Genomic DNA, 15,207 nt, shown 5'->3' with positions numbered 1-15,207 from the left:
ACACGACATAAACATATTAAGTTGTTTAAGATTTTGAATATATTCAATTCAAGTCGAAAACCAACACGGTGATATTGGTCTAAATACCAAGGAAGTACGAATTATTTATGAAACTTCAAACAATAGCTTGTGCCGTTGCGATTGCGACAGGTGGATTCTTTTTTACCCATGTAGTAAATGATGCAATTGCTGCCAATAATACTGAAGCAGTTGCAGCTACCAGCATTCAACCCACTCAAGAGCAGGCATTAGTCTCGCGTCAACTCGCGACTTTGGTAGACCGTCAACACTATTTAAATCAACGTTTAGACGCCAATACCTCTAATCGTATTTTAGATTTTTATATCGATAGTATTGATCCGGAACATACATTGTTTTTGGCACCAGACATTGAAAGCTATAAAAAGCGCTTTGGTTCGACTTTTGGTGCAAACTTAAAAGCTGGTAATTTAGCAGGCCCATATGAGATTCACGCTCAATATCGTGATCGTTTAAAACAGTTCTATACCTATATGTTGGAAGAACTGAAAAAGCCGCAAAATTTAAATCAACCGAATACTTATATTGAAACTGATCGTGAAAAAGCGGCCTTCTTTAAAACGACTGATGAACAACGCGCGCATTGGAATAAAATGTTGGTTTCACAGTTAATCAACTTAACCATCAGTAAAGAAGAAGAAAAAGCCAAACAGAAAGCGTTAAAAGATAATCCTGAGTTAGCCAATGGCCAGGATTTAACTGGCCCTGAAGATCTAACTCCAGCGCAGACTTTGACTAAACGTTATACGCGTCAACTTGAACGTATTAGCCGTTTGAAAAGTGATGATGTGCTTGATAAAACCCTTAATGCGATGATGTTAACCTATGATCCGCATAGTAACTATTTCCCACCTGTAGATGCGATGGAGTTGAACCGTCAAACCACACTACAGCTGGAAGGCATTGGGGTATCGATTCGTCCAGAACGCGGAAATGAAGATTACACCAAAATTGAAACCATCGTAGAAGGTGGCCCAGCCAGTAAGTCTGGCCAAGTCAAATCAGGTGATCGCATTATTGCTGTGGCACAAGATGGCGACAAAATGGTGGATGTCATTGGTTGGCCGAGCAATGAAATTGTAGGGCTGATTCGTGGTAAACGTGGCACCAAAGTGACTTTACGCCTATTAGGCGCGGGTGCTGCGATGAACCAAGCGCGTAACGTAACGATTGTTCGTGATGTGATTCAAGAAGAAGATGCTGGTGTGCGATCACGCACGGTTGAAATCGAACGTGAGGGCAAAAAGCATAAGTTTGGTGTGATTGAAATTCCATCATTCTACTTAAACTATCGTGCACGTCGTGCAGGTACTGAATATCGCTCTGTTTCAGAAGATACCAATAAAGCATTGAAAGCCTTAGATGCTCAAAATGTCGAAGGGATCATCATTGATTTACGTAACAACCCGGGTGGCTCTCTTGAAGAAGTTGCGCGTATGTTGGGTCAAGTGATCAAATCGGGTCCTGTTGTTCAAATTCGTGATGGTAATGGTAACGTGAGCGTATTTGAAGATGACGATGGTGGTGCACAAAGCTATGCAGGCCCGTTAGCTGTATTGATTAATTTGGCTTCTGCTTCAGCAAGTGAAATTTACTCTGCTGCAATCCAAGACTATGAACGTGGTGTAGTGATTGGTAGCACGACGACAGGTAAGGGTACAGCTCAAGTTCAATTGGATACCTTGGCTTATGGTCAGGCAACCTTGACCCAACGTAAGTTTTACCGTGTGACTGGCGGCAGTACCCAAAATAAAGGTGTTGTGCCTGATATTAAACTGGTTGATATCTACAACGAAGAATTCGGTGAACGCAAATCCAAAAATGCATTACAGTGGGATACGATTCCAACAGCACCCTTTAAACGTGAAGGCTCGATCCAAGCTTATGTACCTGATTTGATTAAGTCATCACAACAACGTGTCAGCATTGATCCGCAATTTAAGTACTTGGAACAACGTACAGCTATTGCGAAGAAAACCGATGAACAAAAGCGTATCGTGCTTGATTTAAACAAACGCAAAGCAGAACTGTTAGCTCTAGAGCAAAAATCTTTAGATGCTGAAAATCAACGCCGCAAAGTGGTTGGTCAGAAACCATATGCGAATTGGGAAAGTTACCAAGCATCGATGGATGCTTTGGTAGAAGCTCGTGCGAAAATGAAAGCTAACCAACGTCCAGCTTTACCTGAAGAAGAAGTATTTGTTTCTGAAGCGGCAAATGTATTATTGGACTATGCAAAACTGCAAGGAACAGCAGCAAAGCCAACCACTAAATAATGCTAAATTAATTGTGCTCAGTGACTAAATGCCGAGTTTTTAGATTTATGGTTGAAAAAAGCAGCGAATTTCGATTTGCTGCTTTTTTTTTTGGCGATTTTTTTTTGTTATTCATGAAACCAGGTTGATATTGAAAAGGGTCAGATAGCTAGAAAATAAAGATATGATTGTTTTGACCATATAATTTGTAAAGTTAAGTGTTTAAGATAGGTTGTACTTTTTCAGCATAATTTTTTAATTTAGTGATTGAAGTCAAAGATTTTTTTTAAATTTTACCAGTTAACTGAAAACTTGAAAGAAACACTTGACCGAAACTCTATAGTATTGGATTCTAAGCAAATAACGACTGAAATAGCCGATTTTCAAAAGCTAACAAGTTGTAAGAAAAGAGAAAAATATTGACGATAGTGGTTAAATGAGCAACGGGAACCTAAGCGGAACGCTATATGACCCATATACATTATGATTACAGTCTGGTCGCCGGTTCTATCGTAGTTGCGTTACTGAGCTGCTACTTTGCAGTTTCATTGGAGCAAATGCTGTTTCGTGGAACTCGGCCTAGATATGAAAATATCATATTAATTATTAGTGGTGCGATTTTAGGTGCTGCGATTTGGTGCATGCATTTTGTAGGTATGATGGGGAGTCATTTACCTGCAAATCATAGTTTTGATGCCGGTTTAACTTTTACTTCTTATTTAATTGCGTTCATTGCTTCAACTTTTGCCGTGTGGTTGACCACACGTCCAACGCTTCCATTGCCGCGTTTAATCCTTGGTTCTGTGCTCATGGGCCTGGGTATTTCTGGCATGCATTACACCGGTATGCTCGGGTTAATGGTCGAAGGTTATGAGCAACGTTATTCTCCACTCATTGTGATTTGTTCTGTGCTGGTTGCTGTCAGTGGGGCGGGTTTAGCCTTTTGGCTGATATTTAAAAGTAAATATGCAGGCCGTAAACGCCAAGCGATGAACATATTTGTAGCTTTGATGCTGACATTTAGCATCGTAGGTATGCATTATATGGCGATGGCAGGTGTCAATTTCTATCCATTAAATTCGATGGATGCAGTTGTCGCTGCACATTTGAACCAGAACTTATTATTGTTCACTGTACTGTTTGTCACTTGCTTGGTGCTTATTGCTGCTTTTAGTGTTGCAGTGCTTGAACAGCGTTTGGAACAGCGAAATATTCAGCTCATGCGCGCCAATCGTGAATTGGCAAATCAAGCTGTTCAAGACAATTTAACTCGACTGCCAAACCGATTGTTTTTAGCTGAGTATGCTCACTTTTTATTTACCGAGCACCGAGTTCACCAACAAGAAATCGCCTTTTTATATATAGATATTGACCGTTTTAAAGCGGTGAATGATGTTTTTGGTCACCACGTTGGAGATCAATTGCTGATTCAGATGGCGACCAAAATTCATCGACTTTTAGATGAAAAATCTAAATTATTACGCATTGGTGGCGATGAATTTTTGATGGTATTAGAGTCAGCTACAGTCGAAACCGCTGCTGAAATGTCTGAAAAAATTTTAGAGCTGATGCAAGAGAGTTTCTTGATTGCGGGCAAAGAAATAAATATTTCAGGCAGTATTGGTATTGCGATGTATCCTGAGCATGGCTCAAATCTACAAGACTTGCTGATTAATGCAGATGCAGCCATGCTCACATCAAAGTATCAAGGACGAAATACTTACTCGGTGTTTAGTTATACCGTCGATCAGCATGAAGAAAAGAGTCAAACTAAACTGATCAACGATCTGTATAAAGCCGTAGAAGAACATCAGTTTGTCTTATTTTATCAACCCAAATTTAATGCCAAAGACCGTGAAATTTGTGGCGTTGAAGCGTTAATACGCTGGAAGCACCCAACTCTGGGTATGTTGACACCTAACATGTTTATTAATGGTGCTGAAAAAACCGGTTTGATTATTCCAATGGGTTATTGGGCGTTGGAAGAAGCATGTAAACAAATTCAACTGTGGGAAAAGTTGGGTATGCCGCTTTACCCGATAGCGGTCAATCTATCTGCGGTTCAGTTTGAGCATAAGCATTTATTTAATACTTTAGAAATGCTATTTGATCGTTATGAAATTAGTCCTGCGCATTTAATTATTGAAATTACAGAATCCACGGCAATGCATCATATTGATGCCAGTATTGCAACCTTCGAACGCTTACGTAAAATGGGCATTAAAGTTGCCATTGATGATTTTGGTACAGGGCATTCGAGTTTCTTATATCTGAAAAATTTACCTGTCGATGAATTAAAAATTGACCGTGAATTTATTCATGATTTAACACCAAATTCGAAAGAAGAAATGATTTTAGAAAGTATTATTCAATTGGCAGTGAAGTTAGGATTAAACGTCACAGCGGAAGGAATTGAAACACCATTACAAGCCGATATTTTAACGCGTTTAGGCTGCCAACAACTTCAAGGTTATTTGTTAGGGTTACCCATGGAAGTGGCACGACTTGAAGAAAGTATGAGTCTTAAATCTTAGTCACGAAAGCAAAGCACCAGCAATTTGAAACTCATAAAATTTTAAATTTGTCAGATTAGATATTTTATGTAGAAAACAAAAGATCCGCTTAGATATATTGATTCATCAGCACATTTTTAGAGAAGTTTGCTCCAATGTAATTGTATAAAACAAGAAAAGTTTAACATTTTACTTCTACCCACTGTGGTTGATTATTTTTAATGGTCAATCTGATACAATATCGCCAATTTCCCGTATTGATCAGATCTGATCTTTTGCACTGCGAGTTTGCAGTAGGTGCCCTTCATGAGTTTTAAAGAAGAATTAGCGGCGCAGGTCGCTCAGCGACGTACATTCGCGATTATTTCCCACCCCGATGCTGGTAAGACAACAATGACAGAAAAACTGTTGTTGTGGGGGCAAGCAATTCAGGTTGCTGGTATGGTGAAAAGCCGTAAATCTGACCGTGCAGCAACATCAGACTGGATGGAAATGGAAAAAGAACGTGGTATCTCGATTACTACGTCTGTGATGCAGTTCCCGTTTAAAGACAAAATGATCAACTTACTCGATACCCCGGGACATGAGGATTTCTCGGAAGATACCTATCGTACTTTAACCGCAGTGGACTCTGCGTTAATGGTAATTGATGGGGCAAAAGGTGTCGAAGATCGTACGATTAAATTGATGGAAGTGTGTCGTATGCGTGACACACCGATTATTTCTTTCGTTAACAAAATGGACCGTGAAATTCGCGAGCCACTTGAACTACTCGATGAAATTGAAAACGTACTTAAGATTAAATGCGTACCTTTAACTTGGCCTTTAGGCACAGGCCGTGACTTCGCGGGTGTTTTTAATCTGATCGAAGAAAAATTCTATGTCTATAAAGCAGGTTTTGGTTCAACCATTACAGACATCGAAATTCGTGATGGTTATGACCATGCTGACCTTCGTGAAAAAGTTGGTGAGTTGGCTTGGGCAGCTTTTGAAGAATCATTAGAATTGGTGCAAATGGCAAATGAGCCATTAGACCGTGAGGAATTCTTAGCGGGTCGTCAAACCCCTGTATTGTTTGGTACAGCTTTGGGTAACTTTGGTGTAGACCATGTATTAGATGCATTTAGTAACTATGCACCTGAACCAAAAGCCCATCCAACAGCGGTACGTAATGTTGAAGCAACCGAAGAAGGATTTACTGGCTTTGTATTTAAAATTCAGGCCAATATGGATCCAAAACACCGTGACCGTATTGCATTCATGCGTATCTGTTCAGGAAAGTATGAAAAAGGTCTGAAAATGAAACATGTGCGAATTGGTAAAGACGTACGTATTTCAGATGCTTTAACGTTCTTAGCAGGCGACCGTCAGCATTTAGAAGAAGCATGGCCGGGCGATATTATTGGTTTACATAACCACGGTACAATTCAAATTGGTGATACCTTTACTTCAGGTGAAAACTTACAGTTCACAGGTATTCCACACTTCGCACCGGAAATGTTCCGTCGTGTACGTCTCAAAGATCCTTTGAAATCTAAACAGTTACAAAAAGGTTTAAAAGAGCTTTCAGAAGAAGGTGCGACACAGGTATTTATGCCACAAAACAGCAATGATTTAATTGTTGGTGCTGTGGGTGTACTTCAGTTTGAAGTAGTGGCGTATCGCTTAAAAGAAGAATACAAAGTGGATTGTATTTACGAGCCAGTCAGCATTAATACGGTACGCTGGGTTTCATGTGATGATGAACGTAAATTCAATGAATTTAAGAAAAAAGCACATGACCAATTATCAGTAGATGGTGGTGGTCACTTAACTTATCTTGCACCAAGCCGTGTTAATTTACAGTTAATGCAAGAGCGTTATCCAGACATCGTATTCCGTAATACACGTGAACACTAAGTCTTTCTTTTACAGAAATAAAACAGCTTCCTCGTGAAGCTGTTTTATTTTGTGATAGAGTTTTTAATTAACTTTTATTTGACATGTTGATGTCTAGGACAGCATGAATATTTTCAAGGACGCTGCGGCGATTGCCCTCATGGGGAGTGCATTATTTTTAAGTGCATGTGATTCGGGAAAAGAAAAAAAATTAGCTGATCAGCAAAGCGATGCAGCATCAGAAGCTGTGGTGACAAACCCTGATGTTTTGCCTTATTTAAATATTCAGGAACAAGATGCCAAAGTGGCACTGCCATTTTGTGAAAATAAGAGTTGTATCGATATCAATATACAGACCATCGATACTGTCGATACTTGGTTGAATGGATGGATTGAAAAAAATCAGGCCACAGTGATTCAAGATCAAGTCGGCTCCAAACAAAATATGAGTTTGCAGCAAGCGGTTGCAGCTTATGTAAAAAAATCAGATGCTTGGCAAGCAGAAATAAAAAGCAATAAACCCTATGAACTGGCGCTATATACCCGTGTGCCATATCAACGGAATCAATATGTATTGTTACAAGTGGGTGTAGATACCAAGCAAGAAAATATTACGGTGAAAGAGCGTTATTACTTTTTTGTAGCAGATCGACGCAATCAGAAAAATATCACGCCACTAGATATAGTAGATGCCAAGCAGCAGCAAAATATGAATCAATTTGTGCAAGATGCTTATGCCAAATGGTTAGATGAGCAAACGGCAGAAGTAAAAAAAGCCGCGCCAAAAAAATTATACTGGGGGCAAGCCGATTGGTTCTTTGATCAAGAAGGTGTGGGTTTACATTACAGAACCGATGAAATCGTGAAAGATGGTAAACAACTGGATATCTATTTAACCAAAGCACAGACACAACAAGTCTTGAAAGCTGATGTTTATCAGCATATGTTTTAATAATATCTAGATGGTTAACTTTAGTTGACAAAGTTGACGTACTACAGTGAATAAATTGAAAAAATACAGGTTATCGCGATGTTGCAACAGAAAAGTATATGGATCAGTTCAGTTCTTGCGGTGTCTATTGGTTTGACTGCATGTCAGCCACAACAAGCTGAACCTGAAAAAAAACCAGAAACCCAAAAGAATGAACAAGCTGATTTAAGTCTGAAACTTATTGGTGATTCTGAGAAATTACAACTAAATTTACCTGAATGTGATGGCAATGGCTGTCCAGAAATTTCAGTGGAAAGGCTGAATAGTAATCAGGCATTTATTGATCAATTTATTGATACGGAAATACTTAAACAGTTGGGCCAAATTTTGTCTGTATCACCTGTGGAGGAAAAAGATATCGCAGCAGAAGGTGCTGTAAGTGAGTCAGCGGCATCTGAAGCAAAATCTGCTTTAGCCAATGTTGAAACGCCTAAATTAAAATTGGAAAAAGCCACTCAACCCTATATGCAGGCTTTTTTAAATTTAGATAAAGAGCTTAAAGAATTAAGTGCCAATCAACAAATTAGTTTGATGATCAAACCTAAAATATTAAATGCTGATAAGCCTTTGGCAACAGTGGTATTAAATACCAGTTCATATTTGGGCGGTGCACATGGGGCATCCTCACAGCAGTATTACAATTTTGATTTGAGTACACAAAAACAAGTGCAATTGAATGACATATTACTACCTAAGCAAAAAGCTCAACTTGAAAAACACGCGCATGAAGTTTTTAAAACTTGGGTTAAAGATTCAAAACTTGCAAATAGTGTTGAAGAATATGAACAAGCATGGAAATTTAGCTTGTCTGAGAATTTTTATCTCAGTCAGCAAGGTTTAATTTTGCAATATGCCGAATATGAAATTGGGCCTTATGTGGTGGGTCTACCACGTTTAACTGTGCCATATGACCAGTTAAAAACAGTCCTGAAAAAACAGTATTTACCTGTGCCTGAACCTGTTGCGACGTCAGAAGCAGCTACTTCGAAATAAGTATTTATGAGCTATTCACTGTTTGATACGCATACGCATTTTGATGTTCCCGAGTTTGATCCAGATCGGGAGCAACTGGCTTATGCTGCAAAGCAAGCTGGGGTGGAACGCTTGATTTTGATTGGTTTTGTGCAAAAGCGTTTTGCTGACTTATTGAAAAAACAGCATATGTTGAATCAGTTACAAGATGCGCCGCACAGTTATTTTGCACCAGGCTTACATCCATTTTATATCGAGCAGCATTGTTTAGAACATCTGAGTGATTTAGAGCACTTACTTCGTACAGAGGATTGTGTTGCGATTGGGGAAATAGGTTTAGATACTTTTTTAAAGCAGCATAAGCAGCCAGCAATTGTTCAAAAGCAGCAGGAGTATTTTTCTGTGCAAATTACGTTTGCACAGCAATTTGATAAGCCGGTTCTTTTACATATTCGCAAGTCACATGCTGAGGTTTTAGCTTTGTTGAAGAAACATCAATTTAAGCAAGGTGGCATTGCCCATGCTTTTAGTGGTGGGGTAGAGGAAGCCAAAGCATTTATTAAACTGGGTTTTAAAATAGGGGTTACAGGTCAAATCACCAATCCAAATGCCAAAAAGCTGCATCAAGTGGTTCAGGCCATCGGTGCTGAACATTTGGTCTTAGAAACAGATTGTCCTGATATGACGCCGCTCTGTTGCCAGCTGTCTACGCAGCACAGAACCCGTAATACGCCAGTCAATTTACCTTATGTATTACAAGGTTTAGCACAGAGTTTGCAAATGCCTGAATCAAAATTGGCTGCTATACTTTGGCAAAATTCTTTACAGGCCTTACATTTAGCAAATTAAATTAAAGCGCGCCCTATTCAGTATGTGTATTGCTGCCTAAGCGAAGCCGAATAAGGCATTTTCTAAAAAAAGATGCATTATGCAATTTCTAAAATGCTTTAGACTTGGCATTATGCTGTTAAATTATTTTGAGTGAGACTCACATGGCACAAGGACTATTGGCAGGCAAACGCTTTTTAATCGCGGGTATTGCAAGTAAATTATCTATTGCATTTGGTATTGCTCAAGCACTTCATCGCGAAGGTGCAGAGTTGGCATTTACTTATCCGAATGAAAAACTAAAAAAACGCGTTGACGATTTTGCTGAACAATTTGGTTCTACATTGGTTCTTCCATGTGATGTTGCCGTAGATGCTGAAATTGAAAATACATTTGTGGAATTGGCAAAACACTGGGACGGTTTAGACGGTGTTGTACATTCAATTGGTTTTGCACCTGCTCACACTTTAGATGGTGACTTCACAGAAGTAACAGATCGTGAAGGCTTTAATATTGCTCACGATATCAGTGCATATAGCTTTATTGCGATGGCACGTGCAGCGAAGCCTTTATTGCAAGCTCGCCAAGGTTGCTTACTAACATTGACTTATCAAGGCTCTGAGCGTGTGATGCCGAACTACAACGTAATGGGCATGGCTAAAGCTTCTCTTGAAGCGGGTGTACGTTATTTAGCGTCTAGCTTAGGCGCTGAAGGTATCCGTGTAAATGCAATTTCTGCAGGTCCAATTCGTACTTTAGCTGCTTCAGGGATCAAATCTTTCCGTAAAATGTTGGACTTGAATGAGAAAGTAGCACCATTGAAACGTAATGTGACTATTGAAGATGTAGGTAATGCTGCTTTATTCTTATGCTCTCCTTGGGCAAATGGTATTACTGGTGAAATCATGTATGTTGATGCCGGCTTCAATACGGTTGGTATGAGCGCTGATCTAATGGCAGACGCTGAGTAACGCATTTATAGTCCCCCCTTTTTTAAAGGGGGATTTAGGGGGATTTTCAGTTATCTCATACAATAACCTCACCCCTTGCGAAAAAGTGTTTCTCATCTCCTAAGAAGGAGAGGGGATAAATAAAGCATAAAAAAGACCGCAAAAGCGGTCTTTTTTATATCTAAGGTGAAGCGATTAAGCTTGACCTTCAGCTGCAGCGGCTTGAGCACGTTGCAAATTTGCTTCGAATTCAGCATCGAAGTTAATTGGTGTAAGCAACAATTGAGGGAAGCTGCCTTTAGTTACCATGTCGTTCACCGCTTCACGAAGGAATGGGAACAAAATGTTCGGGCAGTAAGCGCCAAGAATGTACGGTAGGCGTTCTTCTTCAACGCTATCAATCAGGAAAATACCTGCTTGAGTTACGTCAACGATAAATGCTGTATCGCCACCGTTGTTTGCTTGTACCACAACTTTTAAAGCAACTTCAAAGTGTGTTGGATCAACTTTTTCTGCAGAAGAAGAAAGGTTGATATTTAGCTCAGGTTGCCATTCTTTAGTAAATACTTGAGCCCCAGGTACTTCGAAAGAAATATCTTTAGTATAAATACGCTCTAATGCCAATTGTGGTTGAGCTTGTTGTTCTTCACTCATTGTTTATTCCTTAATATGAGGTGACGATTTATGTTTTTAATTAAGCCAGCATATCGTCGAGTTTGCCTTCACGCTCTAAAGCATAAAGTTGGTCAAAACCGCCAATAAACTGATCTTTAATAAAAATTTGTGGAACTGTACGGTGGTTGGTGCGTTGCATCAATTCAACTCGTACTTCAGGCGCTTCATTTGATAAATTAATTTCTTTATAAGCCACGCCTTTACGCTCTAGGAGCTGTTTAGCACGAATGCAGTAAGGACATACAGTTGTTGAATAAATCGTAACTTCAGCCATGTTAATCTCCTAAGAAGCGTTATTATTTGCTTTTAACCAATGGAAGGCCTTGAGCTTTCCAGTTGCTAATACCACCGTCAAGACGGTAAGCGTCAGCATGACCGACTTGTTGAAGTGCAGTACCTGCAACTTGACCTAAGTTACAAATGAACACCAATGGACGGTCAGAAGTCTTTAACTCTTCAATATTTTTTGTAATTTGGCTATATGGAATATTACGGCTACCGCTAATATGACCTTCGCGGAAATCTTTCGCATCACGCAAGTCAATCAATTGTGCATTTTTAGCTTTAACTAAAATACCCAAAGACTGTGGTGAAATTTTGCGACCATTACGCTGGCCTTCCAGAATAAAGAACAATACGACCAAGACAGCCAATGTTCCAAATAAGAAGGGGTGATTCCCCATAAACTCGAACCAACGTTCCACAATTCACCTAATTACAATTTAAAAATTGCCAAGAGTATAGCTCATAAATATGGTGATCAAAATCACCCCTTCAAGGGCTATAGCAGAATAAAAATTAATTTTTTTGCTGCGCTTCAGTGATTTCGTCAATTAGACGTAAATAACTTTCTAAACGACGCGGCAAAATTTCACCATTTTGTGCAGCAATACGAAGCGCACATTGTTTTTCATGTTTATGTGTACAGTTACGGAACTGACAATAGCCCAAATGCGATTCAATTTCTGGAAAACCCTGTTGAACCTTGTCGAGTTCTAAATGCCATAAGCCAAACTCACGGATTCCTGGAGAGTCAATTAAGGCAGACCCTTCTCCAAATGCAATCAAACGGGTTGATGTTGTGGTGTGTTGACCAAGCGCTGAGTTTTCAGAAATGATATTGGTCTTTTGTGCAGCTTCAGGCACGATAGCATTGATCAGGGTACTTTTACCGACACCGGATTGACCAACAAAAGCCACAGTTTCACCAGAAAGTCGGCTTGATAATTCCGTTAAATCGCCATCCGACTGTGTTTGTAAAACTTCATAACCCAAATTTCGGTATTCATCTAACAAACTTAGAATAGGATCGTTGTCTTTTAATAAGTCTGACTTATTCATGACCAATAGAGCAGGAATATCTGCATCTGCACATGCCACCAAGTAGCGATCAATTAAACCTGGGGCTGGTTCAGGCAAGGGCGCAAAGACAATTACAATTAAACTGACATTGGCCGCCACAGGTTTTACTTTGTGGTAACGGTCAGGGCGTGTGAGTAAAGATTGACGCGGATGAATTGCGGTAATAATACCCAAGCCGGTAATAGGATCTGCTTGCCATTTAACACGGTCACCTGTAACCAATAATTCTAGATTGGTACGGGTATGACAGCGCCAGATGCTGCCTAATTCGATTGGTTTCCAATGTGGTTCAGGTTCACCAGCTTGTACCACAGGTTTTTCAGGATGAATTTCAGGCGTAGACAAGGCTTGGACTTCAAGTTGTCGTCCATAATGTTGTACGACTAAACCTTCCAAATCGGAAGACGTGTCAATTTCTTCTTGACGGGATTTATGCTGTTTCTGAATGCGTCGTTGCTGTTGTTCAGTCAGTCGACGCTTACGAATTAAAGCCATTCATATCCTAAAAAACCACGAAAACTAGATGGCAAAAATAGCATGAAGCGGGGTCTAATTACAGCGCAAGCCCAATAAATTTGCTACTATGTTCACTTTTATAGCCTAATAAGATTGCACATTTATGAGCAGCACACCTGATACTCGCCTGATTTGGATTGACCTTGAAATGACAGGTCTCGATACAGATAACGACCAGATTATTGAAGTTGCTACAATTGTGACGGACGATAACCTGAATATTCTGGCGGAAGGGCCTGTGTTAGCCGTTCATCAATCAGATCGCGTGCTCAATGCAATGGATGAGTGGAATACTCGTCAACATGGTCAATCTGGCTTAATTGAGCGTGTTCGTCGCAGTAAATTGACGGCACAAGATGCTGAACAACAAACTTTAGAATTCCTTAAAAAATGGGTAAATCCAAAATCTTCACCAATGTGTGGTAACTCGATTTGCCAAGACCGCCGCTTCTTACATCGTTTAATGCCTGAAATGGAACAATACTTCCACTACCGTAACCTTGATGTGTCGTCAGTGAAAGAATTGGCGAAACGCTGGCGCCCAGAGATCATGGGTGGCTTAAAGAAAAATGCGTCGCATTTGGCGATGGATGATATTCGTGACTCGATTGCAGAACTCAAATACTATCGTGAGTATTTCTTTATTATGAATAAAGACTAAGGTTGTGACATAAAAAAGAGGTGAAAGCCTCTTTTTTTTATCCGAAGCGTTTGCACTACCGTTGATAGACGTTGGCTTGATGAATCTCAAGGAAATTCGCAGGTTGAGCCAAATCAGTAAAGCCAAATTGACGATATAAACCATGTGCATCTGCCGTTGCAAGCAGCATGCGTCTCAAATTTGCAGAGCCACATTTTTCAAATAGAGTACTCACAATCAATTTTGAATAATCTTGGCCTCGATGCTTATCTGCTACATAAATATCTGCTAAATAGGCAAAAGTTGCATAATCCGTTATGGCACGACCAAAACCAATGAGTTCATCATCGAGAAGTAGAGCCACAGCCAAAGAATTTTCAATCGCTTTTTTCACCACATGTTTAGGAATATCTTTTGACCAATAGGTATCACTTAAAAAGCGGTGCACTGTATCTAAATCTATTTCATTTTTGTCATCGGTAATTTTTAAATTATTTGGCAGAGGATGGATGTCCATGGCAATACACACTTGAGCTTTTGATCTATGGTTATATTTTTAAAGCAGATCTCCATTCGCTGTAAATATTTATTTTTGGGATTTAGCACAGATGTAACAGCCGCGCGATTTATGTGTATTCTGAATTGAGTTTTATCAAACAAAAATAGCAGTGAATTTGCTAAAATGGCGGCTGATTTAACACTGCCTCCATACCTATGACTGAACTGCTCCAAGATGATGAATATGACCGCCGTTTTACTGGCGTAGCCAAAATATATAGTGATGAAAGTTTTCATCACTATGAAAAAAGTCATGTCATGGTGATTGGGATCGGTGGTGTTGGGTCTTGGGCAGTTGAGGCTTTGGCACGTACAGGTATTGGTGAACTGACTTTGGTCGATATGGATGTGGTCGCAGCATCAAATATTAACCGTCAATTACCCGCTATGAGTTCAACCTTAGGGCATGAAAAAATTGAAGTAATGGCTGAACGCTGTCGTTCGATTAACCCACGGATTAAACTCAATTTAATTGATGATTACTTAACACCTGAAAATGTGAAAGAAATATTAGCCGGCAATCCCGATTTAATTTTAGATTGTATTGATGACGTGAAAGCGAAATTCGCCCTCATGTTACATTGTCGTTTTAATAAAATTCCGTTGATTGTCTCGGGTGGTGCAGGCGGTAAACTCGATCCATTAAAAATTCGTGTGGCGGATTTATCTAAAACTGAGCAAGACCCGATGTTAGCAAAGTTGCGTACACAGTTACGTGGTAAAGGCATTTGTAAAAAGCCCAAAGAAAAATTTGGCATTACCTGTGTATATTCAATTGATAATCCATTTTCTAGTGCTGATGTATGTCCAAGTGCAGGACTGCGCTGTGGTGGTTATGGCTCGGCAGTTGTGGTCACATCGAGCTTTGCAATGGTTGCTGTGGCAGAGGTTTTGAAAAAATTAGACGTAAAACGTGTAAAAGCATGACTGCTATCGCATTTTGAAAAAAATTAAAGCACCGAAAGCGGTGCTTTTTTTGTATATAGAATTAAAATCAGACACAATGTTGGAATAATTAAAAAATATTATT

General features: G+C 39.6%; 14 protein-coding genes. 9 read left to right on the top strand and 5 right to left on the bottom strand.

The genetic code is table 11. The annotated features are described in order from the left end of the window. The first annotated feature begins 107 nt into the window (after positions 1 to 107). The 7 genes from A9J31_RS07670 (at position 108) to A9J31_RS07640 (ending at position 10,447) form a co-directional block, all read left to right on the top strand. On the top strand, positions 108 to 2,315 hold the full coding sequence (locus A9J31_RS07670; RefSeq protein WP_067763625.1) for a carboxy terminal-processing peptidase: 2,208 nt from the start codon (positions 108 to 110) through the stop codon (positions 2,313 to 2,315). Positions 2,316 to 2,761: 446 nt separating this feature from the next. After that, positions 2,762 to 4,828, top strand: a complete 2,067-nt coding sequence (locus A9J31_RS07665) for a bifunctional diguanylate cyclase/phosphodiesterase (protein WP_067763622.1) — start codon at positions 2,762 to 2,764, stop codon at positions 4,826 to 4,828. Positions 4,829 to 5,113: 285 nt separating this feature from the next. Further along, a complete protein-coding gene (locus A9J31_RS07660) occupies positions 5,114 to 6,706 on the top strand; it encodes a peptide chain release factor 3 (RefSeq protein ID WP_067763619.1) in 1,593 nt (530 codons plus the stop codon). A gap of 103 nt (positions 6,707 to 6,809) precedes the next feature. Next, a complete protein-coding gene (locus tag A9J31_RS07655; RefSeq protein WP_067763616.1) occupies positions 6,810 to 7,637 on the top strand; it encodes a hypothetical protein in 828 nt (275 codons plus the stop codon). A 78-nt stretch (positions 7,638 to 7,715) separates the two neighbouring features. Then, a complete protein-coding gene (locus tag A9J31_RS07650; RefSeq protein ID WP_067763613.1) occupies positions 7,716 to 8,669 on the top strand; it encodes an RsiV family protein in 954 nt (317 codons plus the stop codon). A 6-nt stretch (positions 8,670 to 8,675) separates the two neighbouring features. After that, on the top strand, positions 8,676 to 9,497 hold the full coding sequence (locus A9J31_RS07645; protein WP_067763609.1) for a TatD family hydrolase: 822 nt from the start codon (positions 8,676 to 8,678) through the stop codon (positions 9,495 to 9,497). 143 nt (positions 9,498 to 9,640) lie between these two features. Then, the gene (locus A9J31_RS07640; RefSeq protein ID WP_067763606.1) at positions 9,641 to 10,447 is read left to right on the top strand and encodes an enoyl-ACP reductase FabI; all 807 of its coding nucleotides are present in this window, start codon (positions 9,641 to 9,643) and stop codon (positions 10,445 to 10,447) included. Between the two features lie 174 nt (positions 10,448 to 10,621). On the opposite strand, the gene secB is transcribed toward A9J31_RS07640, so the two are convergent. The 4 genes from secB to rsgA all read right to left on the bottom strand — a co-directional run bounded on the left by secB (position 10,622) and on the right by rsgA (position 12,958). After that, positions 10,622 to 11,080 carry a protein-export chaperone SecB gene (gene secB / locus A9J31_RS07635; RefSeq protein WP_067763603.1) on the bottom strand — a complete coding sequence of 153 codons (459 nt, stop codon included), beginning with the start codon at positions 11,078 to 11,080 and terminating at the stop codon, positions 10,622 to 10,624. A 40-nt stretch (positions 11,081 to 11,120) separates the two neighbouring features. Then, positions 11,121 to 11,375: a glutaredoxin 3 gene (grxC, locus tag A9J31_RS07630; protein ID WP_067763600.1), complete on the bottom strand. Its 255-nt coding sequence runs from the start codon at positions 11,373 to 11,375 to the stop codon at positions 11,121 to 11,123. A 22-nt stretch (positions 11,376 to 11,397) separates the two neighbouring features. Further along, entirely contained in the window at positions 11,398 to 11,805 is a 408-nt protein-coding gene (locus A9J31_RS07625) for a rhodanese-like domain-containing protein (RefSeq protein ID WP_067763597.1), read from the bottom strand. Positions 11,806 to 11,899: 94 nt separating this feature from the next. After that, positions 11,900 to 12,958, bottom strand: coding sequence for a ribosome small subunit-dependent GTPase A (rsgA, locus tag A9J31_RS07620; RefSeq protein ID WP_067763594.1), 1,059 nt, complete (start codon positions 12,956 to 12,958; stop codon positions 11,900 to 11,902). 124 nt (positions 12,959 to 13,082) lie between these two features. Here rsgA and orn point away from each other — a divergent pair, with 124 nt between their 5' ends. Beyond that, positions 13,083 to 13,640, top strand: coding sequence for an oligoribonuclease (gene orn / locus A9J31_RS07615; RefSeq protein WP_067763591.1), 558 nt, complete (start codon positions 13,083 to 13,085; stop codon positions 13,638 to 13,640). A 55-nt stretch (positions 13,641 to 13,695) separates the two neighbouring features. On the opposite strand, the gene A9J31_RS07610 is transcribed toward orn, so the two are convergent. After that, positions 13,696 to 14,136 carry a GNAT family N-acetyltransferase gene (locus A9J31_RS07610; protein WP_067763588.1) on the bottom strand — a complete coding sequence of 147 codons (441 nt, stop codon included), beginning with the start codon at positions 14,134 to 14,136 and terminating at the stop codon, positions 13,696 to 13,698. A gap of 197 nt (positions 14,137 to 14,333) precedes the next feature. On the opposite strand from A9J31_RS07610, the gene A9J31_RS07605 reads away from it, so the two are divergent. Next, positions 14,334 to 15,104, top strand: a complete 771-nt coding sequence (locus A9J31_RS07605) for a tRNA threonylcarbamoyladenosine dehydratase (RefSeq protein WP_067763585.1) — start codon at positions 14,334 to 14,336, stop codon at positions 15,102 to 15,104. Positions 15,105 to 15,207: the final 103 nt, after the last annotated feature.

The sequence above is a fragment of the Acinetobacter gandensis genome (assembly GCF_001678755.1).
GTDB classification, from domain to species: Bacteria; Pseudomonadota; Gammaproteobacteria; order Pseudomonadales; family Moraxellaceae; genus Acinetobacter; species Acinetobacter gandensis.
Note: the sequence above shows the minus strand (reverse complement) of the source record. Positions and strands in the feature narration are given on the sequence as shown.